At 68.1% G+C, this 20,146-nt stretch carries 36 protein-coding genes and 1 pseudogene; all 37 read right to left on the bottom strand.

The features are described from left to right. Position 1: 1 nt before the first annotated feature. Positions 2 to 1,783 carry a hypothetical protein gene (locus ATC03_RS08870; protein ID WP_084003400.1) on the bottom strand — a complete coding sequence of 594 codons (1,782 nt, stop codon included), beginning with the start codon at positions 1,781 to 1,783 and terminating at the stop codon, positions 2 to 4. Then, positions 1,758 to 2,117 (bottom strand): hypothetical protein, encoded by a 360-nt coding sequence (locus ATC03_RS08865; RefSeq protein WP_067875772.1) that lies wholly within the window; start codon positions 2,115 to 2,117, stop codon positions 1,758 to 1,760. The genes ATC03_RS08870 and ATC03_RS08865 overlap by 26 nt, the downstream gene beginning before the upstream one ends. Before the next feature lie 131 nt (positions 2,118 to 2,248). After that, on the bottom strand, positions 2,249 to 2,440 hold the full coding sequence (locus ATC03_RS21265) for a hypothetical protein (RefSeq protein ID WP_232338870.1): 192 nt from the start codon (positions 2,438 to 2,440) through the stop codon (positions 2,249 to 2,251). A gap of 3 nt (positions 2,441 to 2,443) precedes the next feature. After that, positions 2,444 to 2,551: pseudogene (locus ATC03_RS21260) on the bottom strand (HNH endonuclease); the annotation flags it as partial. 573 nt (positions 2,552 to 3,124) lie between these two features. Then, a complete protein-coding gene (locus tag ATC03_RS20255; RefSeq protein ID WP_152030908.1) occupies positions 3,125 to 3,439 on the bottom strand; it encodes a hypothetical protein in 315 nt (104 codons plus the stop codon). A 9-nt stretch (positions 3,440 to 3,448) separates the two neighbouring features. Next, entirely contained in the window at positions 3,449 to 3,976 is a 528-nt protein-coding gene (locus tag ATC03_RS08855) for a hypothetical protein (protein ID WP_067875766.1), read from the bottom strand. A gap of 125 nt (positions 3,977 to 4,101) precedes the next feature. After that, positions 4,102 to 4,332 carry a hypothetical protein gene (locus tag ATC03_RS20250; protein WP_152030907.1) on the bottom strand — a complete coding sequence of 77 codons (231 nt, stop codon included), beginning with the start codon at positions 4,330 to 4,332 and terminating at the stop codon, positions 4,102 to 4,104. 1 nt (position 4,333) lies between these two features. Beyond that, on the bottom strand, positions 4,334 to 4,585 hold the full coding sequence (locus ATC03_RS08850) for a hypothetical protein (RefSeq protein ID WP_067875763.1): 252 nt from the start codon (positions 4,583 to 4,585) through the stop codon (positions 4,334 to 4,336). A gap of 664 nt (positions 4,586 to 5,249) precedes the next feature. Continuing rightward, a complete protein-coding gene (locus ATC03_RS08845) occupies positions 5,250 to 6,125 on the bottom strand; it encodes a hypothetical protein (protein WP_067875760.1) in 876 nt (291 codons plus the stop codon). A 264-nt stretch (positions 6,126 to 6,389) separates the two neighbouring features. Beyond that, positions 6,390 to 6,767 carry a hypothetical protein gene (locus tag ATC03_RS08840; RefSeq protein WP_067875757.1) on the bottom strand — a complete coding sequence of 126 codons (378 nt, stop codon included), beginning with the start codon at positions 6,765 to 6,767 and terminating at the stop codon, positions 6,390 to 6,392. 54 nt (positions 6,768 to 6,821) lie between these two features. Beyond that, complete coding sequence (locus ATC03_RS08835) at positions 6,822 to 7,079, bottom strand: hypothetical protein (protein ID WP_067875754.1); 258 nt, start codon at positions 7,077 to 7,079, stop codon at positions 6,822 to 6,824. 2 nt (positions 7,080 to 7,081) lie between these two features. Next, positions 7,082 to 7,351, bottom strand: a complete 270-nt coding sequence (locus ATC03_RS08830) for a hypothetical protein (protein ID WP_067875750.1) — start codon at positions 7,349 to 7,351, stop codon at positions 7,082 to 7,084. Continuing rightward, the gene (locus ATC03_RS08825) at positions 7,344 to 7,622 is read right to left on the bottom strand and encodes a hypothetical protein (RefSeq protein WP_067875747.1); all 279 of its coding nucleotides are present in this window, start codon (positions 7,620 to 7,622) and stop codon (positions 7,344 to 7,346) included. The genes ATC03_RS08830 and ATC03_RS08825 overlap by 8 nt, the downstream gene beginning before the upstream one ends. Then, entirely contained in the window at positions 7,619 to 7,972 is a 354-nt protein-coding gene (locus ATC03_RS08820; RefSeq protein WP_067875743.1) for a hypothetical protein, read from the bottom strand. The genes ATC03_RS08825 and ATC03_RS08820 overlap by 4 nt, the downstream gene beginning before the upstream one ends. Beyond that, positions 7,969 to 8,700: a hypothetical protein gene (locus ATC03_RS08815; protein WP_067875740.1), complete on the bottom strand. Its 732-nt coding sequence runs from the start codon at positions 8,698 to 8,700 to the stop codon at positions 7,969 to 7,971. The genes ATC03_RS08820 and ATC03_RS08815 overlap by 4 nt, the downstream gene beginning before the upstream one ends. Further along, a complete protein-coding gene (locus ATC03_RS20245) occupies positions 8,700 to 8,903 on the bottom strand; it encodes a hypothetical protein (RefSeq protein WP_152030906.1) in 204 nt (67 codons plus the stop codon). Before ATC03_RS20245 ends, ATC03_RS08815 begins: the two co-directional genes overlap by 1 nt. Continuing rightward, on the bottom strand, positions 8,881 to 9,369 hold the full coding sequence (locus ATC03_RS08810; RefSeq protein WP_074401003.1) for a single-stranded DNA-binding protein: 489 nt from the start codon (positions 9,367 to 9,369) through the stop codon (positions 8,881 to 8,883). Before ATC03_RS08810 ends, ATC03_RS20245 begins: the two co-directional genes overlap by 23 nt. After that, the gene (locus ATC03_RS08805) at positions 9,366 to 9,899 is read right to left on the bottom strand and encodes an HNH endonuclease (protein WP_084003398.1); all 534 of its coding nucleotides are present in this window, start codon (positions 9,897 to 9,899) and stop codon (positions 9,366 to 9,368) included. The genes ATC03_RS08810 and ATC03_RS08805 overlap by 4 nt, the downstream gene beginning before the upstream one ends. After that, positions 9,896 to 10,201 (bottom strand): hypothetical protein, encoded by a 306-nt coding sequence (locus tag ATC03_RS08800; protein WP_067875737.1) that lies wholly within the window; start codon positions 10,199 to 10,201, stop codon positions 9,896 to 9,898. The genes ATC03_RS08805 and ATC03_RS08800 overlap by 4 nt, the downstream gene beginning before the upstream one ends. Further along, the gene (locus ATC03_RS20565; protein ID WP_156997160.1) at positions 10,198 to 10,371 is read right to left on the bottom strand and encodes a hypothetical protein; all 174 of its coding nucleotides are present in this window, start codon (positions 10,369 to 10,371) and stop codon (positions 10,198 to 10,200) included. The genes ATC03_RS08800 and ATC03_RS20565 overlap by 4 nt, the downstream gene beginning before the upstream one ends. Further along, complete coding sequence (locus ATC03_RS08795) at positions 10,368 to 11,033, bottom strand: hypothetical protein (RefSeq protein WP_067875735.1); 666 nt, start codon at positions 11,031 to 11,033, stop codon at positions 10,368 to 10,370. Before ATC03_RS08795 ends, ATC03_RS20565 begins: the two co-directional genes overlap by 4 nt. Next, positions 11,033 to 11,230 (bottom strand): hypothetical protein, encoded by a 198-nt coding sequence (locus ATC03_RS08790; protein ID WP_152030905.1) that lies wholly within the window; start codon positions 11,228 to 11,230, stop codon positions 11,033 to 11,035. Before ATC03_RS08790 ends, ATC03_RS08795 begins: the two co-directional genes overlap by 1 nt. Next, on the bottom strand, positions 11,227 to 11,646 hold the full coding sequence (locus ATC03_RS08785; RefSeq protein ID WP_067875729.1) for an HNH endonuclease: 420 nt from the start codon (positions 11,644 to 11,646) through the stop codon (positions 11,227 to 11,229). The genes ATC03_RS08790 and ATC03_RS08785 overlap by 4 nt, the downstream gene beginning before the upstream one ends. Next, positions 11,643 to 11,996, bottom strand: a complete 354-nt coding sequence (locus tag ATC03_RS08780) for a hypothetical protein (RefSeq protein ID WP_067875726.1) — start codon at positions 11,994 to 11,996, stop codon at positions 11,643 to 11,645. The genes ATC03_RS08785 and ATC03_RS08780 overlap by 4 nt, the downstream gene beginning before the upstream one ends. Further along, positions 11,993 to 13,819 carry a DNA cytosine methyltransferase gene (locus tag ATC03_RS08775; protein WP_067875723.1) on the bottom strand — a complete coding sequence of 609 codons (1,827 nt, stop codon included), beginning with the start codon at positions 13,817 to 13,819 and terminating at the stop codon, positions 11,993 to 11,995. The genes ATC03_RS08780 and ATC03_RS08775 overlap by 4 nt, the downstream gene beginning before the upstream one ends. Next, complete coding sequence (locus ATC03_RS08770; RefSeq protein WP_067875720.1) at positions 13,816 to 14,133, bottom strand: hypothetical protein; 318 nt, start codon at positions 14,131 to 14,133, stop codon at positions 13,816 to 13,818. Before ATC03_RS08770 ends, ATC03_RS08775 begins: the two co-directional genes overlap by 4 nt. Then, positions 14,130 to 14,588, bottom strand: coding sequence for a hypothetical protein (locus tag ATC03_RS08765; RefSeq protein WP_067875717.1), 459 nt, complete (start codon positions 14,586 to 14,588; stop codon positions 14,130 to 14,132). The genes ATC03_RS08770 and ATC03_RS08765 overlap by 4 nt, the downstream gene beginning before the upstream one ends. Beyond that, positions 14,585 to 15,397 carry a hypothetical protein gene (locus ATC03_RS08760; protein ID WP_067875714.1) on the bottom strand — a complete coding sequence of 271 codons (813 nt, stop codon included), beginning with the start codon at positions 15,395 to 15,397 and terminating at the stop codon, positions 14,585 to 14,587. The genes ATC03_RS08765 and ATC03_RS08760 overlap by 4 nt, the downstream gene beginning before the upstream one ends. Further along, on the bottom strand, positions 15,394 to 16,200 hold the full coding sequence (locus ATC03_RS08755; protein WP_067875711.1) for a PD-(D/E)XK nuclease-like domain-containing protein: 807 nt from the start codon (positions 16,198 to 16,200) through the stop codon (positions 15,394 to 15,396). The genes ATC03_RS08760 and ATC03_RS08755 overlap by 4 nt, the downstream gene beginning before the upstream one ends. Then, positions 16,197 to 16,361, bottom strand: coding sequence for a hypothetical protein (locus ATC03_RS20560; RefSeq protein ID WP_156997161.1), 165 nt, complete (start codon positions 16,359 to 16,361; stop codon positions 16,197 to 16,199). Before ATC03_RS20560 ends, ATC03_RS08755 begins: the two co-directional genes overlap by 4 nt. After that, positions 16,358 to 16,810, bottom strand: a complete 453-nt coding sequence (locus tag ATC03_RS08750; protein WP_198168715.1) for a RusA family crossover junction endodeoxyribonuclease — start codon at positions 16,808 to 16,810, stop codon at positions 16,358 to 16,360. Before ATC03_RS08750 ends, ATC03_RS20560 begins: the two co-directional genes overlap by 4 nt. Beyond that, positions 16,807 to 17,484 carry a hypothetical protein gene (locus tag ATC03_RS08745; RefSeq protein ID WP_067875708.1) on the bottom strand — a complete coding sequence of 226 codons (678 nt, stop codon included), beginning with the start codon at positions 17,482 to 17,484 and terminating at the stop codon, positions 16,807 to 16,809. Before ATC03_RS08745 ends, ATC03_RS08750 begins: the two co-directional genes overlap by 4 nt. Next, the gene (locus ATC03_RS08740; protein WP_067875703.1) at positions 17,481 to 17,825 is read right to left on the bottom strand and encodes a hypothetical protein; all 345 of its coding nucleotides are present in this window, start codon (positions 17,823 to 17,825) and stop codon (positions 17,481 to 17,483) included. The genes ATC03_RS08745 and ATC03_RS08740 overlap by 4 nt, the downstream gene beginning before the upstream one ends. Further along, positions 17,822 to 18,178 carry a hypothetical protein gene (locus tag ATC03_RS08735; protein ID WP_067875699.1) on the bottom strand — a complete coding sequence of 119 codons (357 nt, stop codon included), beginning with the start codon at positions 18,176 to 18,178 and terminating at the stop codon, positions 17,822 to 17,824. The genes ATC03_RS08740 and ATC03_RS08735 overlap by 4 nt, the downstream gene beginning before the upstream one ends. Next, on the bottom strand, positions 18,175 to 18,528 hold the full coding sequence (locus ATC03_RS08730; protein WP_067875696.1) for a hypothetical protein: 354 nt from the start codon (positions 18,526 to 18,528) through the stop codon (positions 18,175 to 18,177). Before ATC03_RS08730 ends, ATC03_RS08735 begins: the two co-directional genes overlap by 4 nt. Continuing rightward, positions 18,525 to 18,818 (bottom strand): hypothetical protein, encoded by a 294-nt coding sequence (locus ATC03_RS08725; RefSeq protein ID WP_152030904.1) that lies wholly within the window; start codon positions 18,816 to 18,818, stop codon positions 18,525 to 18,527. The genes ATC03_RS08730 and ATC03_RS08725 overlap by 4 nt, the downstream gene beginning before the upstream one ends. Then, positions 18,818 to 19,570 carry a phage antirepressor KilAC domain-containing protein gene (locus ATC03_RS08720; protein WP_067875690.1) on the bottom strand — a complete coding sequence of 251 codons (753 nt, stop codon included), beginning with the start codon at positions 19,568 to 19,570 and terminating at the stop codon, positions 18,818 to 18,820. The genes ATC03_RS08725 and ATC03_RS08720 overlap by 1 nt, the downstream gene beginning before the upstream one ends. Positions 19,571 to 20,146: the final 576 nt, after the last annotated feature.

Raw genomic sequence — 20,146 nt, 5'->3', positions numbered from 1 at the left:
ATCACCACACTGTTCCCTTGGGGCCGCGCTTTGCGGCGAGATTGAGAATGAGCCGGCGGACCATCCGCGCACCGACCGCGCACACCGCGAGGTCGATCTTCCGAGGCGACTCTGGCCCGTCCTTCATGAGCGACACACCGTGCTGAGTCGGGAACCGACGGGCGTTCTTCATGTGCCGCATCAGCTCCGGGTTCCCGTCGTGGAAGAGGTCGCCGTTCTCGAGGTCCTCGACGAACAGCTCCGCCGCTTCGACGAACTTCGCGCCCTCACCGTGCCGGTTCGACATGTCGAACGACACCGAGTGCTTGTTGTTCTGCGGCCAGACGAGCAACTGCCCGCCGAAATCGCGGTGCCACTCGTCAACCAGCGGCGCCCAGTACCTGTCGAGGGTGCCGTCCTCGCGCGTGTGTGACGGGTCAGCGAAGAACCCGACCACCCGGTAGGCCTTGAAGATCTGCCGCACGCGCTGATTCACGTCTCCGCGAGGCACCGTCCAGGTGCCGCGGCGTGCCTTCGGCGGAGCCTGCCAGAGGCCCATCGTGAAGACCTGCCCATCGGAGATCCGGCACGCGACGATCGCGGTCGCGTCGTCCGACTTGGAGCCGTCGAAGAACAGTGCGATCTCGTCGCGGGCCTCGAGCTTCGACTCGGGCCGGGCCTGCCGTTCGACGGCGAAAGGGTCCGCCCACGACTCCTCGTTCGCGGTGATCTGGTTGTACCAGAACCGACGCGACTGCGACGGCGGGATGCGTGGGTCCTCGACCTGCTTCCGTAGACGCTTCACGTTCAGCCACGTCGAGTCGCCACGGACGGATTCGATCACGTCGTTGATGACGTCCGGGTTGTCCGGGTCGATCAGCGGCGCCTCGGGGCCAGCCTCGAGCGAGTCGTACATGAGGCCCTGCAGGAGGATCTCGTCCGGACGCGCCTGAGCAAGCTCGTATGCGAGGCGGGTACGCTCGAGCACCGAGTCCATGCCGGGCTCGTACGCGTTCGAGAGTTGCAGCAGCCGGCCGTTGACGCCCTCGGCGGACTTGGCCGCGTTTCGTGAGAGCGCCTCGTACATGTCGATGCCGTTGTTGTTGGCCCGCCAGTGGTGCGTCTCGTTCGCGAGAGTCGCGGTCGGGCGTTTGCCCTCGAGCGCGGTCGGGTTCGATGTGAGCGCCTGCAGGTATCGCTCGTCGCCGAGCGCGTAGATGTGCTCCTTACCGATCGCGAGCCGGTACTCGGCCTTCGCGTCGTCCGTGAACAGGCGCGGGAACAGGCGCATCGTGTTCTTCGTCTGCTCGAGCGTGACCGCGAGGACCTGGACCCACGCATCGGGCTGCTCGGTCGCGAGCGTCTCGCCCTTCGAGAACCCGTCGAACACGGGGAGGCCGACAAGCTCGTTCGCGCAGTAGACCGCGCCCCACGGGTCCTTTCCGTGACCCTTGAGCCGCTGGATGACGCCCTCGCGGTCGAAGACGAACGTCCCGCGCTCGTCGACGGCGTACCACCACAGCCACATGCGCGCCTGCTCGGCGGTGAACTGCCACGGCACGCCACGCTTCAGCTGCAGCTTCTGGCCAGCCCAGACGAGCGACGCCCATCCGATCGACCGCTCCGGGAGGATGAACCGACCGCGGTCGTCCGTCTCCCACGTCGGGCCGAGGTGGGCCGGCGGATACCGGTAGTCGGGCCGCTCATCGGGTTCGTTCAGCAGGTCGCGGTAGTACCGGAGGATCTCGGACGAGTCGTCGTGCTTCGCAGCGGCGCGCCTACGCGCCACGGCTCCACCGGGCATTCGCCGCGGCCTGCGCCTGCATCGAACGCGGCGACATCGGTGCCTCGTCCTCAAGTTCGGGGAGTCGGAGCTGCTTCATGATCGATCCGAACGCCGCACGGTGCTGACGAACCTCGCCCAGCAGCGGGTGTGCCACGTCCTGGCCCATCGAACCGCGCGAGACGAGCGCTGCGCCGTCGAGTTCATCCTCGAGTCTGTCGATGAGGTCGATCTCACGGCAGGCGCCCTCGAGCATCAGCGCTTCATGCGCCGAGAGGTCGTAGACCTTCGTCGTTTCCGTCCAGAACGCCCTCGCCTTCGCGCCGAGTCCTTCTGGCGCCTTCCGTGCACCCATCTGAGCCTCCTAGACCCTGCGACCAGCCCTGCTAGTCGAAAAACCACCCGAAAATGCGTGCAGATCCTTGATTGCTAGGCCCGTCGGTCATGGTGGAGGACCAAGGGGGGAGGGGGGCAGGGTGCCTGTCGCTACGCCGCGTCGCGGTGGCGGTAGGCGGTGCCTGTCGGGGTGTTGACCTCTGGCACGAGGTGTGTGAACGCGTCTCCGTCGATGCGTACGGGCATGAGTCCTCTACGTGCGCGGTCTGTCTGCCACTCGTTGAGGGTCATGTCGTTCTTGTCGGAGTTGCAGGTTCGGCATGCGGCTACGAGGTTGGTCATGTCGTTGCGTCCGCCTCTACTGAGCGGGACAACGTGTTCAGGCTCGGGGAGTCCGGAGCATGGGGCTTCGCAGTATGCGCAGACGTAGCCTTGGCGGCGGTACTGGCGCATCACGTCGACGTACAGGTACTCGCCGGGCGCGTCGTGCTCGCGGGCTCGACGACGGCGGCGCTCCACTCGGCGTGCGCACACGCGCGAGCACCATGCCGATGGCGTTTGGCCTGTCGGTTCTGTGATCGGGGTGCCGCATTCGCCGCAGGCCCCGCATTGGAAGATGCGGGAGGCGGTCGGCTTCGGCGTCCATGGGCATGTCGAGCCCCATGCCACAGCCCAATGTGTGGGAGACAGGTCGCACGTGAGTCCGCGGCCGACGCGCACGTAGTCGCGGCAGAGGTAGGAGCAGAACGACCCGGCGTAGCGGTGCTTCCGCTTGGGGCGTTGGTAGTTGTCCCTGCATCCGTCGCACGCGACCGTCTCGAGGACGTCGGGCGTTCGGGGGCGGGTCTGCTTGTAGTGGCGTCGGCAGAGGCTCTTGGCGTAGAGCTCGGTGTCGCAGTCGTCGCGGGTGCAGGTTCGTTCGGCCATGTCTGGCTCCCATGTCGGTGGGTACAGGTGATGCCCACCGCGCTGGGGATCAGTCCAGCCGTGGGCTCTCACCCCCGACAGGGTGAGCGGTCTTCGATATCAGGGCTTCCGGGTGCGGATGCCGGGGTGGGCTTCGGTCGGGCGCTTCTTCGCCGCCGTGTACTTGGCGTGCTGCTGGGCTCGTGCTTGCTTCTGCGTCTCGACCTTGTGGCAGTCGCTGCAGATCCACTCGAGCATCTCGTCGCGGTGGTCTGTCGCTGAGCCGATGTGGTGGCACTCGGTGCCTGGGTTGGTGCAGCGGCGGCCGTTGGTTCGGTGTTCGCACATGCCGTCCGCTCGCGCACGGATGCGCTTGCGGACGGTGGTCCAGTCCTTCGGGAGGGTGGCCCTGCGGTTGCTGCTGTGCCAGGCCATGCGCTCGGCCTAGTCGGCGTCGGGCTCTCCGGCAGGGTCGCTCTCGGGCGCCTCTGCCGTCTCGGCTGCGACGTCAGGCTCGGGCTCGACGTACGTCGTCGGCCGTCCGGTCTCGACCGTGGTCGTGATGTCGTAGGTGACGACCCGGGTGTCAGGCTTCAGGCCGATGCCCTCTGCCTGCTTCTCGTACCATGCGTTCTCGGCGCGAGCGCCTTCGACGTTGGCGAATCCGCCGCTGAGGATCTTCTGTCCCCGGGCGACGCCGTACACGGTCTCGGTGGTGCTGGTCATGATGTCCTCCTGCATGTCTGTTGGTCCGTTGTGGTGCGAGGCGAGGGCTAGGACGACGCGCCCTGCGTCGTGGCCGTACTCCGCGAAGGTCTCACCTGTCGTGAGCCTCTTGATGCGCTCGAGCCATCTGTCGAGCGGGGTGTCGTCTCCTGCGAGCCGGCAGGCAGTTTCGAGCGCCGAGCGAAGGTCTTCACCCTCGATGCCGCTGGCTTCTGATGCGGCGTGCTCGGCCTGGGTGAGCTGCATGCTGTTCCCCTACTCGCGTCCGCGGTCCTGTGCGCAGCGGATCTCGCAGGCGATGAGTGCGGCCGCGGACTTGTACGGGGTGTCACACCACTCGCAGGCGCCGACGTACTCGGTGTCGTCGGGCATCAGTGGCTCCCTGCGTCCCAGTGGCCGGCGTTGCGCATGACTGCGGTGATTTCGGTCGCGCATCGTTCACGGTCAGTGTGTGGGGCGTTGACCATGGTCTGTGCGAGTTGGGCGACGTATTCGAGTTCCCAGATGGTTTCGGCGCGGGCTGCTTCGACGGCGGCGAGTTCTTTGTGGTGTCGGTGCTTGAGGACGTTGACGTGGTCTAGCCAGAGGTCCCAGGAGGGCACGTCATTCTCCGTCGCCGAAGAGGTCGCCTTCGAGGCTGGCCGTTGCGAGTTGTGCGACGCCGAGGACCGCGTGAGGTGCGGTGCTCGAGGTCGCGTATGAGTGGGTGAACCCGATGCCTTCGTCGGCGTCGGGTTCGTGGTACATGGTGGCGTAGCCGATGAACCAGTCGGTGAGGATGTACTCGGGGCCGAGGGTGTCGGCGACGTGCTCGCGGATGGCTTCTGCGACGCCCGCGAGTGTCTCTGCGCTCATTCGTCGTGCTCCTCTGGGGTGAGGTCGTCCATGGCGTTGGTGAGGTTCTGTTCGGCGGTGTCGGCGAGGTCGCGGAGCCAGCTCATCGGGTGTCGCCTCTCGCGAGAAGAGCGGGGATGATGAGTCGCCATGTGCAGGCGATGACGGTCGCGATGGTGGCGCCCAGTACCAAGCCGGCGGCGTAGCGCATCAGGGGCCGGTTACGTTCAGCCATGTGACGATGGCGAGGGCGGCGGCGAGGAGTCCGGTGAGCCAGAGGGTGGGGCGCTTCATCGGGGCCCTCCTGTGGTCGTGCACACGGCGAGGGCCGCGGGGCGATGCCGATTGAACGGCTGACGGTGGCAGCACCGACTCGCTACCCGCGTGCCCTCGCACGTGGCGGACATCTGCTTGCGCTTCGCCCGAGGGCAGGCCCGACATGAAGGCCTTGGTGCCGACCGCGGCTTGACCCGGCTTCGGCTTCTTCGGTTGTGAGTCTGTGACGTGTCGCCGGGGCGAGGGAGGGTGGATGGTTCCGGCCCGCCCCGGCTCGACACTCGGGGGTTAACGCAAGAAGGGCTCCCACCTGAGTGGAAGCCCTTTCGCTTGTGCGACCCGTGCGGGCGCAACCTAACACGACGATTATACAACTGCGGCTGACCGTAAGTCATGTCAAGTCGGCGTGTCAGGCGGATTCTTCGCCCGGCTTCCCGTCGACCCACCCGTACTTCTGCCAGAGCGCCGCGCGCACGTCGTCCGCTTTCTGCTGGTCCGTCCGGCCCGCGGACTGGCGTTGTCTGCCTGCTTTTCGTGCAAGGCGGGCACGCTCGAGTCGTTGCGCGATCAGCTGGACGGTGAGTTCGTCGAACTCCTCCTCCGAGTAGTAGTGTCCCCCGTCGCACGCGACCGACTTCGTTCCGCCTGCCTCGGCTGGCGGGTAGACGGCGATCTTCGCCTCGCACTCGCTCGCGGGGCACTCCAGGTCGGAGTATCGGGGTTTCTCGATGCGCGGCCAGCGCGTGTTCATGCGCCACACGTCGCGGATCGCTTCGTCGAACTCGTCGACGTCCTCGGGTGCGAGGTCGAGGATGTTGTCGAGGCGTTCGCGCAGCCAGCGAGTCATGAGCCCGACGTCGCGGGCACCGATCTGCGGCGTCGTGCCCGCGGGGAGGCCGACGACCGTTCCCGACTTCCGTCGCCATGCACGCTTCGCTGGGGCGGGTGTGTGCACTTCGAGGTAGTCGGCCCAGATGCCGCACCAGTATGCGAGGAGCGAGTAGAGCTCGTTGGCGTCCGCGAACGCGCCCTCGTTGAACGGGAGTGGTGCATCCTTCGTCGCGTCGACCCGTTCGCCGCCGGCCTGACCCGTGCTGGTGACGTTGCCGAGGATGTGTTCGGTGAGCTCGGGTGCCTGGATGAGCGCCTGGTCGATGCGCCCCCAGCAGCGGGAGCAGTAACGGCCGTGGGTCGCGGGCAGGATCTGCGGGTCAGCCTCGGTGGCGGCGCGAACGCACTGGCGCGCACACGGGCGCTCGATCACGTTGAGGAAGTCGTCGGTCATGTCGTGGTTCCTTCCGTCTGGGTGTGGCAGGTACAGGCCGCGCCGGCGGCCGTCGAGTGGCCGTACGGCGACCAGCAGCATCCGCGTTTGCATGGGCTCATCGGTTCCGGCGCTCGGGTGGGTGGGGTGTACGCGGGGCGGGGACTCATCCGGTGGCCTTCCCTGAATCGTCAGGGTGGACGTGGCATCGGCAGACGCACCCGCCTCCCGTGCAGTCGTCGTGCCGAGTCTCCATGCATGCCCACGAGCAGATGCGCTGCCCGATCATCGGTCGGCCTCCTTCACGTCGGGTTCAGGGAGGGTGCAGCACGGCGGGTCCTCGACCACGCCCCATCGACACTCACCGCACCACTCGCCTGCCTGATACGCGCGGCGACGCTCCGCCTCCTCGGCCTCGTCGGGTTCTGAGGGCGAGCCGTCGTCCTCGATCGGGTCGATGTCGACGATCTCGCGCTCGTACTTCACGACCTTCTCGCGCAGCAGTGACGCGCGTCGCGGGTAGGACTCGAAAACCTCGCGGGCACGTTCCTCGGGGAACATCACGCCCCACGAGTCGAACGACGCGATGGTTGCGGCGTCAAGGATGTCGAACACTGACCAGCGCTCGCCCTCGCTGATGATCTGGTCGCACTTCTCAGCCATGGTCGGTCTCCTTCACGTCGGGTTCAGGGAATGTCCGGTCGACCTCGCACGCGCTCATATCTCAGCCCTTTCAACGATGTCGTCCCACGGCTCGAACTCTTGACCGAGACGTTCCACGCAGTCGAAGGCGGCGGCGATGGGCCGGGCCAAATCGAGGAGGCGCCCGAGGTCGCGGCAGTCGTCCTGCCAGAGGATGGTGCCGTCGCTGTCACGCAGGGTCGCGAACCAGTGCAGTTGCGTGCGATGCGGGCGCCATCTTGAAGGGCCGCGGCCGGGGCCGGGAACTCTCACCCGACCGCTCGTGATGCGCACCCTCATTCGTTCTCACCGCCCCGGATAGCGGCAGCGAACTTCACCATCGCGTCGTAGTAGCCGATGTCCGCCTCGCATGTCGGATCGAAGTCGCCATGCACCATGTCGCGCTCGACGAGTTCGGCGCATCGTTCCCGTTCGGCGGTCACGGCTTCCTCGATCAACGGGAGAATCACGTCCGCGACGCTGTCGCCAACGCCGTACCCACAGTCGCCGTCGAGCGCCTTGTCGATCGCCTGCGCCACCCGTTCGCGCATGCTCGGCTCACCCATGGTTCTCACCGCCCGTCGATACACGCAGAGCGACTAACCGTGACTTCACGCCACCCTTGCCCGTCCACGTGACCGCAGGAGAGGCATCAATGAACGCGATGGCGTCTTCGAGCGCCTTGGCTGCTACTTCGGCGTCATGCTCGGCCAGCCAGCGGTCGAACTCGGGGGCGATCCAGAGCGGTGGCGCCGACCCCGTGTCAGGTTCGTCCACGATCACCCAAGCCTCCCGAATCTCTTCGGTCGTGGGCGTGTACTCGGTCTCGTCGGTCATGATCGTCCCTCCCTGATGTCGTTCGCGTGTCCGCGGAGGTCAGCCGCCGCGGCGCGGTAGTTCGATGGGCGGCGTTGGCCGCCGTTCCATGTCTCGTGCCGGATGGCTTCGAGCCAGTCCGCGGAGGCATCGATGGCATCTGCTCGGCTCTCGCCGTTGACTGCGAGACCGCACGCCCCGCAGATCTCCATCGCCTCGTTGCGCTCGTCGTTGCCCTCGACGTGGGCGACGATCAGCCCGCCGCAGCGGGAGCACTCCGTGAGGGTCAGCCCGCGCTCCTTGCCGAGCATCCGGAGCAGTTCGGCGATCCGCTCATGGAGCTCGGCACAGTGGAACACGACGCCGCTCATGATCGTCCCTCCCGGGTCGCGGTAGCGCGGACGCGGAGCCAGTCGATCGGGGTGCAGTACTCGCGACGATCCGAGTCCCACAGCTCCCACGACTTCGCGGCCGGATCGGCGGCCAGACCATCGGCAGCCTCTTCGAGGGCCTTCGCGCGTACCTCGCGCACGGCGTCTGCCACGTTCTGCAGCGGCTCCGTCCCGCAGTGCGGCTCGTGCGCGGAGTGCCCGTATTGGTCAGCGCCGCAACACGTGCACTTGTCCACCGTGACGGTGATGAAGTCACCCTCGAGCGCGATCGTCTCGCCCTCGTGCTGCTTCGCGTGCCACGCCGTGAGTGCGGCATCCGTGCCGGCGGCGGCGAGCAGCGGGCGTAGAGCGAAGACCCGACGTGCGTATTCGCTGCCCGGCATGTACTCCGGTGCCGGATCGCCGACGATCTCCTTCGCATGCTCGACCACGGCGGCCAGGCGGGCAGCCTCCTGCACGCCCTTGAGGTGCACCGGGTGGCACTCCGCGAACAGGCGACGGAACTCGTCGCGCTCGGTGGCGAGCTCAGCGTTCCGCTCGGTGGCGACCTCGTGCAGGCGGGCGAGGTTGTCACGCTGAATCGATCGCGCCTGCGCTTCCCTGAGCCAGTCCGCGAGTTCGGCGCGGAGCCTCGCGTTCTCTGCTTCGAGTTCGGCGATCAGGCGTTGCCCGACCTCGAGCTGCTCGCGTGCATCGTTCGCGCCCATCAGCGCACCGCCTCGTCGTCGCCGTAGGTCATGCCGAGCTTCCGTGCCTCGGCGTCGATGACGCCCATCGCCCGCTCACCGAACGATGCTTCTCGGCCGGGCGCCGGGCTCGTGTGGATCGTCACACCGTTCGCCTTCATTTCGGCGAGGATGCGTCGCACCTCGTCCATCGGGTCGCGCTTAGAACGGCTGCTCGTTGCCATAGCCCTCACCACCGTTCGAGGGTGCCCACGTGTCACCCGACTGCTGTTCGGGGCTGTACGGGGCGTCAGGGGCCGATCCCTGCGACGTCTGCCCCCGGTTCGACTGTGCCCGGGTGACGGATGCGGTCGCGTACCGTAGCGAGGGGCCGATCTCGTCGATCTCCAGCTCCATGGAGGTGCGCTTCTCGCCCTCCTTCGTCTCGTAGGCGCGCTGCTTCAGGCGGCCTGTCGCGATGACGCGCGAGCCCTTCGTCAGCGAGCCGGCGACGTGCTCGGCGAACTCACGCCAGCACGACGCCCGCAGGAACAGCGCCTCGCCGTCCTTCCACTCGTTCGCCTGCCGGTCGAACGTGCGCGGCGTCGACGCGATGGTCATGTTCGCGACGGCGAGACCGCCCTGCGTGTAGCGCAGTTCGGGATCTGCTGTGAGGTTGCCGACCACGGTGATGATGGTTTCGCCGCTCATGCGGATGCCTTTCGGTAGGTGAGGGTGATCGGTCCGCCAGCGTGCTTCCAGCGCTGTCCGCGGACGATCATGGTGACGAGGGATGGTGCGATGCCGTACTCGACGGCGAGATCTGCGAGGAGCGCGCCCTGAGCGGCGCGCTCACGCATGGAGACGATGTCGGCCTCGGCGAGGCGAGACTTCATGGAGCCGCGCGCCTGGCGGCTCTTGCCGACCATGTCGGCGACGTTGTCCGCGTTCGTCCCCTCGGCGAGGTGGGCGGGGTTGCAGCAGGGCGGGTTGTCGCAGACGAGATGCCGTGCCTGCATGCCTTCGGCCAGCGGCCGACCGAGCGCGATCTCCAGAGCGAACCGGTGCGCACCCACGGTCTCGCCCTTGGTCGGGTGGAACACGCCGTAGCCGTTGCGCGAGGCCTTCTGCCACGGCCAGCACTCGTGCCGGCGGCGCACGTCGACGCTGGCCCAGAATCGAGCCGCGATCATCGTCTCCGTGATGCGGGGAGCCGACTGGATGATCGTCTCGACGCTCACAGGTTCGTCCCCAGCACCTTGACGTAGCCGCTTCCCGGCTTCGCGTCGAGTGGGATGGTCGCGATCACGCCGTCCCATCGCTCGTTGTGCAGCACGGCGGCCGGCACACGGGAGGCCTCGATGTTGAGCTCGTTCAGCACCTCCTCGACCTGCTCGACGGTGGGGTCTTCGACTTCGTGGAGCCCGAGCGCATCGGTGATGTCGGGCTCCTTCACAGCGAGCTCGGCCATCTCGCGGACGGACGAGATGCCGACGGCGCCGATGTAGTCGACGTCGGCGTTGTACCAGATGCGCTGCGTCATGCTGCGTGCTCCTTCGTGTTGGTGTGGATGGACGCCCGGAGGCGTTCGGTCTCGTGGTCGTACTTGCGGGCCAGGGTCACGGCGATCGGCTCCTGCCACCGCTCGCGCTTCACCCGGCCCGGGGTGATGGTCGACAGGAACGCGCTGAACGCGATGTCCGCGGTGCTCATGCGGCTACGCCTTTCACGAGGTGGCCGCAGTCATCGCAACGGCCTGAGTGGATCGACTTGTGAGCGCACTCGCCGGCCTTGACGGGGCGGGCGGTCGGCTTCGATCGGGCCGCCGCGTCGTGCGCCTTGCGAGCCTCACGCGCGTTGCCGCACGCTCGGCACGGGGCGGTCGTTCCGCCGGGGTGTTTGGGGCAGAAGGGGGTGGGGGCGCCGTCGGCGCTTCCCCTCCCCTCTACTTCCTCTCCCATCCCCTCCCCTCCCCTCTGAGTGGGGTTTGTGGAATCTCCGTCAGTCCCGTCAAATCCCGTATGTGTTTCTGCGGGAATCGCGGTGTCTCGACAGACCGGGCACCGCGGCTTGTTGCGCGTGTCCGACGTCTGCCACTCGGAGAACTTCGGCGCCCAGAGGAACGTGCGGCCGTCGCTGATCGTGATGCGCCGCAGCCGCCCAGAGGTGAGCAGCTCGTCGACGAGGCCGACGGCGTCGACCGGGTCGGCGGGCAGGATCTTCAGCTTCAACCCCATCGGGTCGTCGGGCAGGTGCCCCTGGTCGCAGAGCGAGAAGTTCCACGTGCCGATGTAGAACAGGCGGGCGAACGGCGTGTGGCCGATCATGACCCCATCGGTCCAGAAGTCGGGATGGATGATGCGTCCGCGGGCCATCAGAACACCCCGCAGACGCACGGCTTCAGGAGGAAGCACTCGGGGCAGACCTCGCGCTTCGCGTCCCGGTCGAGGTCCGTCATCTGGTCGACGCCGGGCCCATCGCAGACGACGTGCACGAGGGTGCGGTCGTCGCCGGGCTCGATCGCCTCACGGCAGTCGTCGCACCGGCCCGGGTACTTCGCTGTGAAGCTCACGGTTCCCAACCCATCTGTCTCATGCGCTCGCGCGCGTCGGTCTCGTCGATGACTTCCCAGCCGCCGACGTCGTCGAGCAGCACCCACACGAGGTCGAGGTACCCGAGGGGGTGCTTCACCCACCGGCGGGCCGGCCACTGCCGCCAGTCGGCGCGCGGCCAGCCCGGGACGGCCCAACCGTCGTCGACGGCGTCTTCCGGGTTCTCGGTCTTCCACATGTGGCAGCCGAGCCCGAGGACGCACAGGTTCGACGCCACCGTCTGGCCGCCTTGGGAGCGGTTCTTCCGGTGATCTCGCGCGGTCGGCCCGCAGTACCGTCGGCACCGCTGGCACGTGTCCGCGTCACGCAGGGTCGCGATCTCGTAGGCGTCGCGCTCGGCGGCCGCGGTGGGCTTCGCCACCTTCGGGCCGATCACGTCGCCAACTCCTCGCCGAACTTCGCGAACCGCTTCGGCAGTTCCAGGCGGCGCCGGGCGTCTCCGATGGTGCCCGGCGAGGTACCGAGCTCCTTCGAAATCCGGTTGTCCGACCATCCCTGTCCGTTGAGCTCGATGATGCGGCGGTCGCGCTCGAGGCGGGCGGCGCGGGCGGCGGCTGCTCGCTGCTGCTTCGCGTCACGCGCCTTCGTCTGCTTCGCCGGACGCCGCACCGACCGCGTCACCGCAGCCGCCACGAGCCGGTGCACCTGCGTGCCCGCCTCATCGGCCTTCGGCATGAGCGCCCGGTAGACGTCATCCGGGAGTTCGACCTGAATCGTGACGCTCATGCTGCGACCAGCTCGCCGTTGAGGAACTCGGCGACGGCGAGGCCAAGGTCGCGCGCCGCGGGCGGCGTGACCGCGTTCCCGGCCTGCTTGACCTGCTCGCGCTTCGTGCCGAGCAGCACGTAGTCGGATGCGAACGCCATGCCGCGTTTGATCTCGTCGGGCGTGAGCATGCGGAACATGACGTCGTCGACGTCGAGCGACAGCTCCGACTCGACGAGTCCGTATCGGTCGGTCGTGGTGAGCGTGCCGTGGGGATCGCTCGTGGGCTTCGCCGACTCGCTCGCGCCGTAGTAGGGCGTGAGGAGCGACTGATGCCCGCCGGTCGTGAGCGTCCGGAGCGTCTCGTGCACGGGCGTGGTCATCTCGGCTCCTCCCTCGTTGTTGCGCATCACGAGCGCGTGATGGTTTCCGTTCGCGCTCACGGTGTCGATCGGGTGCGTCGCCGGCTTCGTCACACCGTGGTTGCGAAGCGGGACGACGAGCGCCGTCTCGTTCCTGGTCGACTGCGTCCGCAGCGGGCCGTCGGCTGATGCCGCGACCTTCCCCTCGCGACCCTCGACGGGCACGAGCAGCGGCGCGTAGGCGAGGCCCTTCGTCTGCGCCGTCGTCTGCGTCAGCAGCGCGTCGCGGGCTGACTGCACGGTGCCGCCACCATGGATGCCATCGGTGATGAGCGCGTGCCCTGCGCCGTCGGCTACGAGCGTCGTCAGCGGGTCGCGCGCCGGGTCGAGAGTGCGCTCGCGCTCACGGAACTGTGTGAGGAACGGCGGCAGTACCGCGAGGCCTTCGGATGCCGTCGTGTGCTGGGTCGGCATGACGTCGTCGATCGGACGTGCGCGAAGGTAGCTCGAGCCCGTCGTGATGCCGTCGTACGTGTTCCCCGCGGCCGTGACGAGCAGCGGGCGCCAGTAGCGTTCGATGCCCTTCTCGATCCGGGCCCTCGTCTTCTCCGCGAGCGGCTTCTTCTTGTCGCCGATGCGCTCGCCCGGGATTGACCAGTCGATCGCGCTCGAGGCGGGCAGCCATGCGGGCTCGATGACGGCCGCGCACGCCGGGCACCGGTAGAGGTACTGCGCCCGGTAGCGGCCCCACCGCTCGGCCTTCTTGAACGCCTGCACCGCGCGCACCTCGCCGTGCTGAGCGCACACGGCGAGCGGGCGCGTCCAGCGTTCGACGTTCGGCCGCGGACGCTTCGCCGTCGCGGTGTCCTTGCGCCAGAACACGATGTACATGCGGTCGCGCGACTGCGGCGCCGGGAGCCCGCCGCCCTGCGCGTGCATCGAGTTCAGCCACACGAGCTCGTGCTCGTAGCCGAGGAGTTCCATCGCCTGCAGCCAGGCGGGGAACATGACCCACCGGTATGCGTCGACGACGTTCTCGATGATGATCGCCCGGTAGGCGTGGTGCTCGGCGAACCGGGGCACATCCCACATCGTGGCGCGCGAGCGGTTCGCGGCCTCGTCGGCGAGCGGGCGGGTGCCGTCGACGTCGAACAGCATCGCGTCGGTCGCGCGCTGCCGTTTCACGCCCTTCGCGACGGAGTGGTTCGTGCACTCGGGCGACGCCCACAGGATGTCAGTGCGGGGGAAGAACCCGGGGTTCACCTGCGAGATGTCCGCGTTCGAGTGGTCCGTCTCCGGGTGGTTGAGCTGGTGCGACTCGATCGCCTTCGCCCAGTGGTTCGCCGCGATGATGACCTGATACCCGGCGGCGACGAGACCCGACGACGAGCCGCCGGCGCCGCAGAACAGGTCCGTGACGGTGAGGCCGTTCCAGTCGACGGCGGGGCGCGCGTATCCGGCGCGCTCGAGCAGAGCGGTCATGAGGTCACCTTTCGGTGTTCGAGGATCTTCGAGATGAGGACGCGGTCGTCCCACGAGTAGGCGGTCTTCACGGTCACGGTCTTCGCGTTGACCCGGACGACCTCGTGCCACCCGAGGGTGGTGCGCACGTGCGTCGCGTCGGCGAGGTCGGCGGCGGTGAACCGCACCCGCTGCGCCTCGGCGAGACGGGAGGCCGTGCGTGCCGTCTCATACTTCGCGTCGCGGTCGGCCTTCACCTCGGCGACCGCGGCATCGACGTGCGCCTCGGTGGCCTTCGCACGGGCGCGGTACGCGGTACGGGTGTCGCGCTTCACGGTGCGACCTCGGTGCCGTCGAGGGGGACGGCGGTGTGCAGGTGCCGGGGCACCGTTGCGAGCCACTCCTCGTGTGCGGTGCGGGCGTCGGCGCGGATCTTCTCCGGGTCGAGGCCGCGCTTGGTCGCCCATTCCCAGATCAATTCGGGGTAGGCGTCGCCGGCTTCGAGCCAGTCCTTCACCTCGGCCGCGATGCCTGCGGCGAGGTTCGGGTGATTCTCTTCGAGGCGGATGAGGACGTGCGCGAGCGAGGCGTGCATCAGGAACGTGTAGGTGTCCCGGTACCAGGCGGCGTAGTGCGCCTCGACCTCGGCGTTCGTCTTGCAGTCGGCGGTCGCCGCGAGTTCCGGAAGCGTCATCGCGTCGTCGGCGATCAGCGCGTTCGTGAGCAGGCTCACGATGAACGGGCCCGCGGGCGGCGTCTGGTCTTCGAGTCCGGGCAGGGTGTCGGTCACGGGTTCTGCTCCTCTGCGAGTTCTCCGGGGGTGCGCTCGAGTGCGTCGAGGGCGTCGAGACTGAGCGGCTGCTCGGGGAAGAACTCCGCCACGGAGATGCCGTCGATGCTGATGGTCGAGTAGATCCGCGTCAGGGTGACGAGGTCCTTCGGCTGCCAGTTCGCCGTCGGCCGGCCGACACGTCCCTCGAGTTGCGCCTGCGTGATGTCGATCTCGGCGAACTTCGAGATCGCCGTGGCGATACGGTCCTCGATCGACTGCCCTTCACCTGCACGGAGCGTGTGCTTGAGGCGGTCTTCGGCTTCGGCGAGGAACCATCCGGGGAGGACGGAGAAGATGCACTCACGGACTGCCCGTGCCCCGGTGTTCTGGTTGTTGAGGTAGATGTCGCCGAGATCGGTGAGGGTCTGACGGGCCTTGCCCTTCATGCGGGCGTGAGGGACGAGGAACGACCGGGTCGAGCGGACGTTGGTCTGCTGATCCCATGACCACGCCTGCATCTCGGAGACGCCTGCTTCGTCGTCGCGGCGCAGTTCACGGACCCCGTAGTCGACGTTGCCCCAGATGCGGGCGAGCTCGCGTGCGGCGTGCACGGAGAGGCCGGCGCCACGGTTCGGGACTTCGTAGAACGCCCGCTCCGCAACTGCGGTTCGGGAGCAGGTTGCGAGCATCTGCTCGCGGGCGGTGGTCTCGTTGCGGGGGAAGTCCTGCGCGACGCGGACGGCGGCCGCGACTTCCGCGACGGCTCGCGCCTGCTCGACGGCGGTTCCTTGGGATGCGGCTGCGTTGGGCAGCACGATGTCGGTCATGCGAGTTCCTTGTCGATTGCGTCGTTGATGAGCCACACGGGCGGGACGACGAGTTGGATGGGCTCGGGGTATCCGGGCCACGTGTTCGTTTCGGTGCAGCGGAGGAAGGTCTCGCGGGCACGACGTGCTTTCGCACGGCCGAGGTCGACGAAGTCGCGGTCGAGCTGGTGGACGCCGATGAGGTTCGGGGCGTCCTTCTCGACGACGACGAAGATGAACTCGCCGCGCTCCCCGGTGACGACCTCGCGGACGTCGCGGTACCAGGCGTCCTGCACGTCGTAGCCATACTTCGCGGCGGACTGGGAGAACCCGTGCCGATCGGCCCTGCCTGCGGTGGTCTTCAGGTCGACGCCGACGGGCGCGTAGAAGTCGAACCGGGCACGGCAGGGCACGCCGTCGACCGTGGCGAACAGGGACGTCTCCGCGTGCCCGTCCTGCTCGAACAGGCGGCGGGCGGTCGGGTGCGCGAGCACGGCTTCTGCGGTCGCCCGGATGGGTGCCATGTCCTTGACGAGCATCGGCACCCCACCGGCCGCGTACACGGCGTCACGCTCCTCCTGAGCCACCTTCGTGCGGAAGTTGTCGAAGTCGAGCTCGACGATGTTCGACCCGGTTCCGAGTACGAGGGTGTGGATCGCGTGCCCCTCGTCGAAGGCCTGCCGCGGCGGCTGCGGGTGCTCCTGCTCCCACCGGTACCGTGCGGGCGAGTCGAGCAGCCGTCGTGCGCCCGTGGAGGAGAGCGAGTCGTGTGCGAAGTAGGCCTCGTCGGGGAGGTCGTGGACGATGCCCTGCAGGTCGCTCATCGTGCGCTCCCGTTCTGTCGGGCGAAGAACGCGGACGAGCGGGCCTCGGTCGCGACGATGCCGTGTTCGATGCAGTCGGGCCCGCACATGGACGGGTCGTGCCCGATGTCTTCGGGCTCGTAGGCTGCGAGGTCGTCGCTCGCCGGGTTGGTCCACGTCATGAGCGCGCCGCCTTCACTTCGATGTCGACGCCCGTGCGGGTGTCGGCGTATTCCTCGTGGATGTGGAGGTCGACCACGCGGGCGTCGTCGGCGATGAGGCCGCCGTCGGTGAGTCCGTCGAGGATTGCTCGGGCGAGCTTGTCGGCGTCGGGCTTCACGGCCGGGCGCGACCAGCGGGGGCGCTGCGGGCGGGGCATGTGGAACGTGAGCGTGACCTCGAGGGGACCGTCGAACGTGCGGCCGATGTCCGCGTGGTGGGCGACGGTGGCGCGCCAGGGCTTCAACGTGTCGGCGTTGTCGTCGACGATGTTCACGAACCGGCCGCGGGCGAAGCCCTTCTTGGAGCCCTGAGGGACGGGCGTGCCGGGGACGAAGATCACGACACGGTCGACGTCATCGGTCTGCACGGTCTCCGGCATGACGGGGCCGTTGCCATCCCACGCGCTCATGCCGACACCGCATCGGGCTCGACGATCGAGAACACGGGCTTCGCGTACGGGCACCGGCGTTCGGGCTCGTCGTGGCCCCACTGACCGAGGGTGTATGTCGATCCGGAGACGTTGGTCTGCTTCACGAGCTTGCCCTTGCGGTGGTCCCAGCCGAGGTGCTTGCCGTCTGCGTCCGTGTTCCACCGGTGCTCGCACGTCCAGCCGATCAGGCGGAGCGTGGTCCCGTCGGCGGCCTTCGCGGTGCCCGCATCGACGATGCCCTGCAGGCGGTCGACCTCGCCGACGAGCCATTCGACGTCGGCGCGCGAGTTCGCGATGAACGCGGCATCCGCGTTGCGGAGGCCGACGAGGTCGGTGCGGTAGACGCGGCCGTCGTCGGCGGAGAGCGCGTCACGCGCGACCTCGAAGACCGGCACCTTCGCGGCGGGCTGGTAGGTGCCGTTCGAGACGCGGCCCTCGCTGATCGCGGCCGGGTCTTCGCGGCCGAAGAACACGGGCTGCGCGGCCTGCATGCCCCACCGGGCGAAGTCCATGACCAGGTGTCGGCCCCAGCGTTGCGTCGCGAGGTAGACGTGGTTCGCCTTCGTGTTGCCGAACCATCCCCACGGGCCGGGCGTTGCGCGCTGCATGCGCTCGCGCACGACCTCGAGCTGCGGCTTCATGATGTCGCTCATGCGCCGACGGCCTTGGCGAGGTTCATCACGGCTTCCTCGAGTCGGATGTCGGGGTACTCCTGGTACCGGCGGAGGAGCGCGAGCACGGGGTCGATGAGCGCGTACGCCGCGACGACGGCCCGCTCGTCCGCGCCCGACGCCATGGACCCGACGAACTCGGACCCGTACCGGTGCTCGTCGGACACGGCGTGGATACCTTCGATGGTGATCTGCCAGTCGCCGTCGGTCGCGGCGTCGCGGATCTCCTCGAGGCGCTCGATCGCGGCCTGCAGCGGGTCGCTCGAGGTGTCGCGCGGCGGCATGTTGAAGAACGACTCGACGGTCTTCGTGAGGTCGGTCATGAGTGGTCGGCTTTCTGGTCGTGGCGGGCTGCGAGGCTCACCGTGTAGAGGAGGAAGAGGAGGGCCCCGCCGACGGAGGCGAGGTGGAGGTTGCGGCCGAGGAGGCCCGTGATGATGAGCACGGCGCCGAGGACACGGAGGATGAGGAGGATGCTCGTGAACCCGGCATCGTGGAGATCGCGGACACTGCCCGACATGCCGGAGTGGCCTGCACCGCAGTCAGGGTTGGCGCACGTCCATGCGTCGTAGAACCAGCCCTTGGCCGGGTCGGTCCATTCGGTGACGGTCGTGTACTGGTCGCACATGTCGCACTGCAGCGGAACGGTGTCGGGGATGTCGTGCGGGCCGCTCATGCGCGCACCACCGTTCGCTCGACCTCGAAGCGCGCGATCGCGAGCTCGCCCTCGTCGCCGGGATCTTCGCCGGGGTTGTGGAACCAGACGAACTCCTTGTCGAAGGGATCGACGTAGAACGCGACCTTGACGCCCTCGATCTCCATTTCGCCGTCGTAGCCTCGGTCGAGCGCGCGCTCAGCGTCGCTGACCGTGATCTTCTCGGCCGCGATGACCGGCACGGGCGGAACGTCTTCGCCCTCGTTCGGCCAAGTGCGGTCGAGCGCGTCGCGGTGGGCATCCTCGTGACCGGCGTCGAGTTCGCACTCCCAGTCCGCGTAGCCACCGTGGCTCGCGCACACCGCGTTCACAGTCCGCTCCTGTCGTTGAGGTCGGCCAACAGTCGGGCGTCACGCGTGACGTCACGCGTGACGAGTCGCCGCCACCACAACCGGAGACGGGTCGCACGGCGGTGGCGCATCGGAACACCAACGACCCCATGCCCGACCGCGTGAGACGCGGGCACCGGGGCGGGGACGGCGGTGAACCAGTCGCCGTGCACGAGGCGGTCGAACGTGGGCGGCGGGGTTGCCTCCCGCAGGCGACGGATCAGGTCGTCCGTGACCTGGGCCGATGTGTTCTCAGCGTCGAGGGTGGACATCACGCGACCGCCTTTCCGACATGCAGCCGAAGCCGCAGCCGCTCGAGGCCCTTGACCGTGACCCGCACCTGCGGGGCATCCAGCACCCGCTCACCGGTCGACGGGTGGTAGTGGAACTGCGGCTTCTCCGCGAGGTGGCCGGACTCGACCCGTTCCGCGTACGCCCGCCACGCGCCGTCGGCGCCGCGGTACGTCCACTTCAGGTCGCGCAGCTGAGTGAACAGTCGCGTGGGCCCGGTCGGGATGCCGGCGCGGGCGAGGATCTTGGCCGCGTCGCCCACGGAGTAGTCGCCCTCGGCGGATGCGATCGCGTTCCACGCCTCCGCGCGAGGTTCGAGCTCCGCGATACGGGCCGCGGACTGTTCGAGCGTCTGCTGCGCCTGCACGAGCGCGCGGGCCATGAGCTGTTCAGGCGACTCGGCCACGTACTGGCCGGTGTGGCGGATGCTGGGGAGCACCTCGTGGGTGATCCACCGCTTGAAGGCCTTCGCTTCCGGCTTCCGCGAGCGGAGGATGAGCGAGTACAGGCCGGCCTCGCTCACGCTGACGAGCAGCTGGGCACCGCCAGGGGTCTCAACATTGCTGAGACCCTTCTCGTCGTCGTCGAGTGCGGCGACCGCCATCGTCGGGTTGGTGTGTTCCAGGACGCGGCACACGTCGGCCGCGATGAACCACGGATCTCCGTGCTCGTCGATCTCTGCTCGCACCTGCACGCCGTTGAACGCGTGCGATACGATTTCCATTGAGGTCATCTGCTTTCCTCTCTTGATTCGCACCGGTTGCCGCCGGTGCGTTTCTCTTTGTGCGGTCCCAAACGGTCGGGTCGCTCACCCGGGGGGAATGAGCAGCCCGACCGCCCGTGCGCTTCCGGGGACTTGAACCCCGGCACCCGTGTAGAGGTGGTTTCCGCCAGCAAGCGCCGGCTGCCTCGTGATCGCTTAGCCCGTCATCGGGCACCCCTCTCGGGGCCATCTGCAGCCATGTGGTGTTGCGCCGTTCACACCGGCTACGTCGTGCGCAGCGGTTACGTGTCCATCCGGCCCACCCGCAACACGAACGCGCCCCACATGGATCTCGCGCGCCCCGCCAGCCGAAGCTTGTGGAGTGGTCTTCGCACTCGCAGTGATCAGAGCCGGGAGTCGTGTTCCAGGGCGTCCTACTGCGAGCTCTATTCACCCCGTTCAGGGGTTGCCGCGAAGGCGCGACGGGGCACCGCCCACGAGGGCGGAAGATGCTAGAGCGGGTCAGACGCGGGTCGCGCGCCGACACTCTCGACAGACGCGGTAGCTGCGACCGGTCCGCCGGTCGTGCTTGTGCCACGTGTTCTC

It is taken from the genome of Agromyces aureus (assembly GCF_001660485.1).
Classification (GTDB): Bacteria; Actinomycetota; Actinomycetes; order Actinomycetales; family Microbacteriaceae; genus Agromyces; species Agromyces aureus.
The sequence above is the reverse complement of the archived record's forward strand: the minus strand, read 5'-3'. Positions and strand labels throughout refer to the sequence as shown.

Coding starts and splice junctions, on each gene's coding strand:
- ATC03_RS08870 (WP_084003400.1), bottom strand. CDS start 1,783: ATGCCCGGTGGAGCCGTGGCGCGTAGGCGCGCCGCTGCGAAGCACGAC.
- ATC03_RS08865 (WP_067875772.1), bottom strand. CDS start 2,117: ATGGGTGCACGGAAGGCGCCAGAAGGACTCGGCGCGAAGGCGAGGGCG.
- ATC03_RS21265 (WP_232338870.1), bottom strand. CDS start 2,440: ATGACCAACCTCGTAGCCGCATGCCGAACCTGCAACTCCGACAAGAAC.
- ATC03_RS20255 (WP_152030908.1), bottom strand. CDS start 3,439: ATGGCCTGGCACAGCAGCAACCGCAGGGCCACCCTCCCGAAGGACTGG.
- ATC03_RS08855 (WP_067875766.1), bottom strand. CDS start 3,976: ATGCAGCTCACCCAGGCCGAGCACGCCGCATCAGAAGCCAGCGGCATC.
- ATC03_RS08850 (WP_067875763.1), bottom strand. CDS start 4,585: ATGAGCGCAGAGACACTCGCGGGCGTCGCAGAAGCCATCCGCGAGCAC.
- ATC03_RS08845 (WP_067875760.1), bottom strand. CDS start 6,125: ATGACCGACGACTTCCTCAACGTGATCGAGCGCCCGTGTGCGCGCCAG.
- ATC03_RS08840 (WP_067875757.1), bottom strand. CDS start 6,767: ATGGCTGAGAAGTGCGACCAGATCATCAGCGAGGGCGAGCGCTGGTCA.
- ATC03_RS08830 (WP_067875750.1), bottom strand. CDS start 7,351: ATGGGTGAGCCGAGCATGCGCGAACGGGTGGCGCAGGCGATCGACAAG.
- ATC03_RS08825 (WP_067875747.1), bottom strand. CDS start 7,622: ATGACCGACGAGACCGAGTACACGCCCACGACCGAAGAGATTCGGGAG.
- ATC03_RS08820 (WP_067875743.1), bottom strand. CDS start 7,972: ATGAGCGGCGTCGTGTTCCACTGTGCCGAGCTCCATGAGCGGATCGCC.
- ATC03_RS08815 (WP_067875740.1), bottom strand. CDS start 8,700: ATGGGCGCGAACGATGCACGCGAGCAGCTCGAGGTCGGGCAACGCCTG.
- ATC03_RS20245 (WP_152030906.1), bottom strand. CDS start 8,903: ATGGCAACGAGCAGCCGTTCTAAGCGCGACCCGATGGACGAGGTGCGA.
- ATC03_RS08810 (WP_074401003.1), bottom strand. CDS start 9,369: ATGAGCGGCGAAACCATCATCACCGTGGTCGGCAACCTCACAGCAGAT.
- ATC03_RS08800 (WP_067875737.1), bottom strand. CDS start 10,201: ATGACGCAGCGCATCTGGTACAACGCCGACGTCGACTACATCGGCGCC.
- ATC03_RS20565 (WP_156997160.1), bottom strand. CDS start 10,371: ATGAGCACCGCGGACATCGCGTTCAGCGCGTTCCTGTCGACCATCACC.
- ATC03_RS08795 (WP_067875735.1), bottom strand. CDS start 11,033: ATGGCCCGCGGACGCATCATCCATCCCGACTTCTGGACCGATGGGGTC.
- ATC03_RS08780 (WP_067875726.1), bottom strand. CDS start 11,996: ATGAGCGTCACGATTCAGGTCGAACTCCCGGATGACGTCTACCGGGCG.
- ATC03_RS08775 (WP_067875723.1), bottom strand. CDS start 13,819: ATGACCGCTCTGCTCGAGCGCGCCGGATACGCGCGCCCCGCCGTCGAC.
- ATC03_RS08760 (WP_067875714.1), bottom strand. CDS start 15,397: ATGACCGACATCGTGCTGCCCAACGCAGCCGCATCCCAAGGAACCGCC.
- ATC03_RS08755 (WP_067875711.1), bottom strand. CDS start 16,200: ATGAGCGACCTGCAGGGCATCGTCCACGACCTCCCCGACGAGGCCTAC.
- ATC03_RS20560 (WP_156997161.1), bottom strand. CDS start 16,361: ATGACGTGGACCAACCCGGCGAGCGACGACCTCGCAGCCTACGAGCCC.
- ATC03_RS08750 (WP_198168715.1), bottom strand. CDS start 16,810: ATGAGCGCGTGGGATGGCAACGGCCCCGTCATGCCGGAGACCGTGCAG.
- ATC03_RS08745 (WP_067875708.1), bottom strand. CDS start 17,484: ATGAGCGACATCATGAAGCCGCAGCTCGAGGTCGTGCGCGAGCGCATG.
- ATC03_RS08740 (WP_067875703.1), bottom strand. CDS start 17,825: ATGACCGACCTCACGAAGACCGTCGAGTCGTTCTTCAACATGCCGCCG.
- ATC03_RS08735 (WP_067875699.1), bottom strand. CDS start 18,178: ATGAGCGGCCCGCACGACATCCCCGACACCGTTCCGCTGCAGTGCGAC.
- ATC03_RS08725 (WP_152030904.1), bottom strand. CDS start 18,818: ATGTCCACCCTCGACGCTGAGAACACATCGGCCCAGGTCACGGACGAC.
- ATC03_RS08720 (WP_067875690.1), bottom strand. CDS start 19,570: ATGACCTCAATGGAAATCGTATCGCACGCGTTCAACGGCGTGCAGGTG.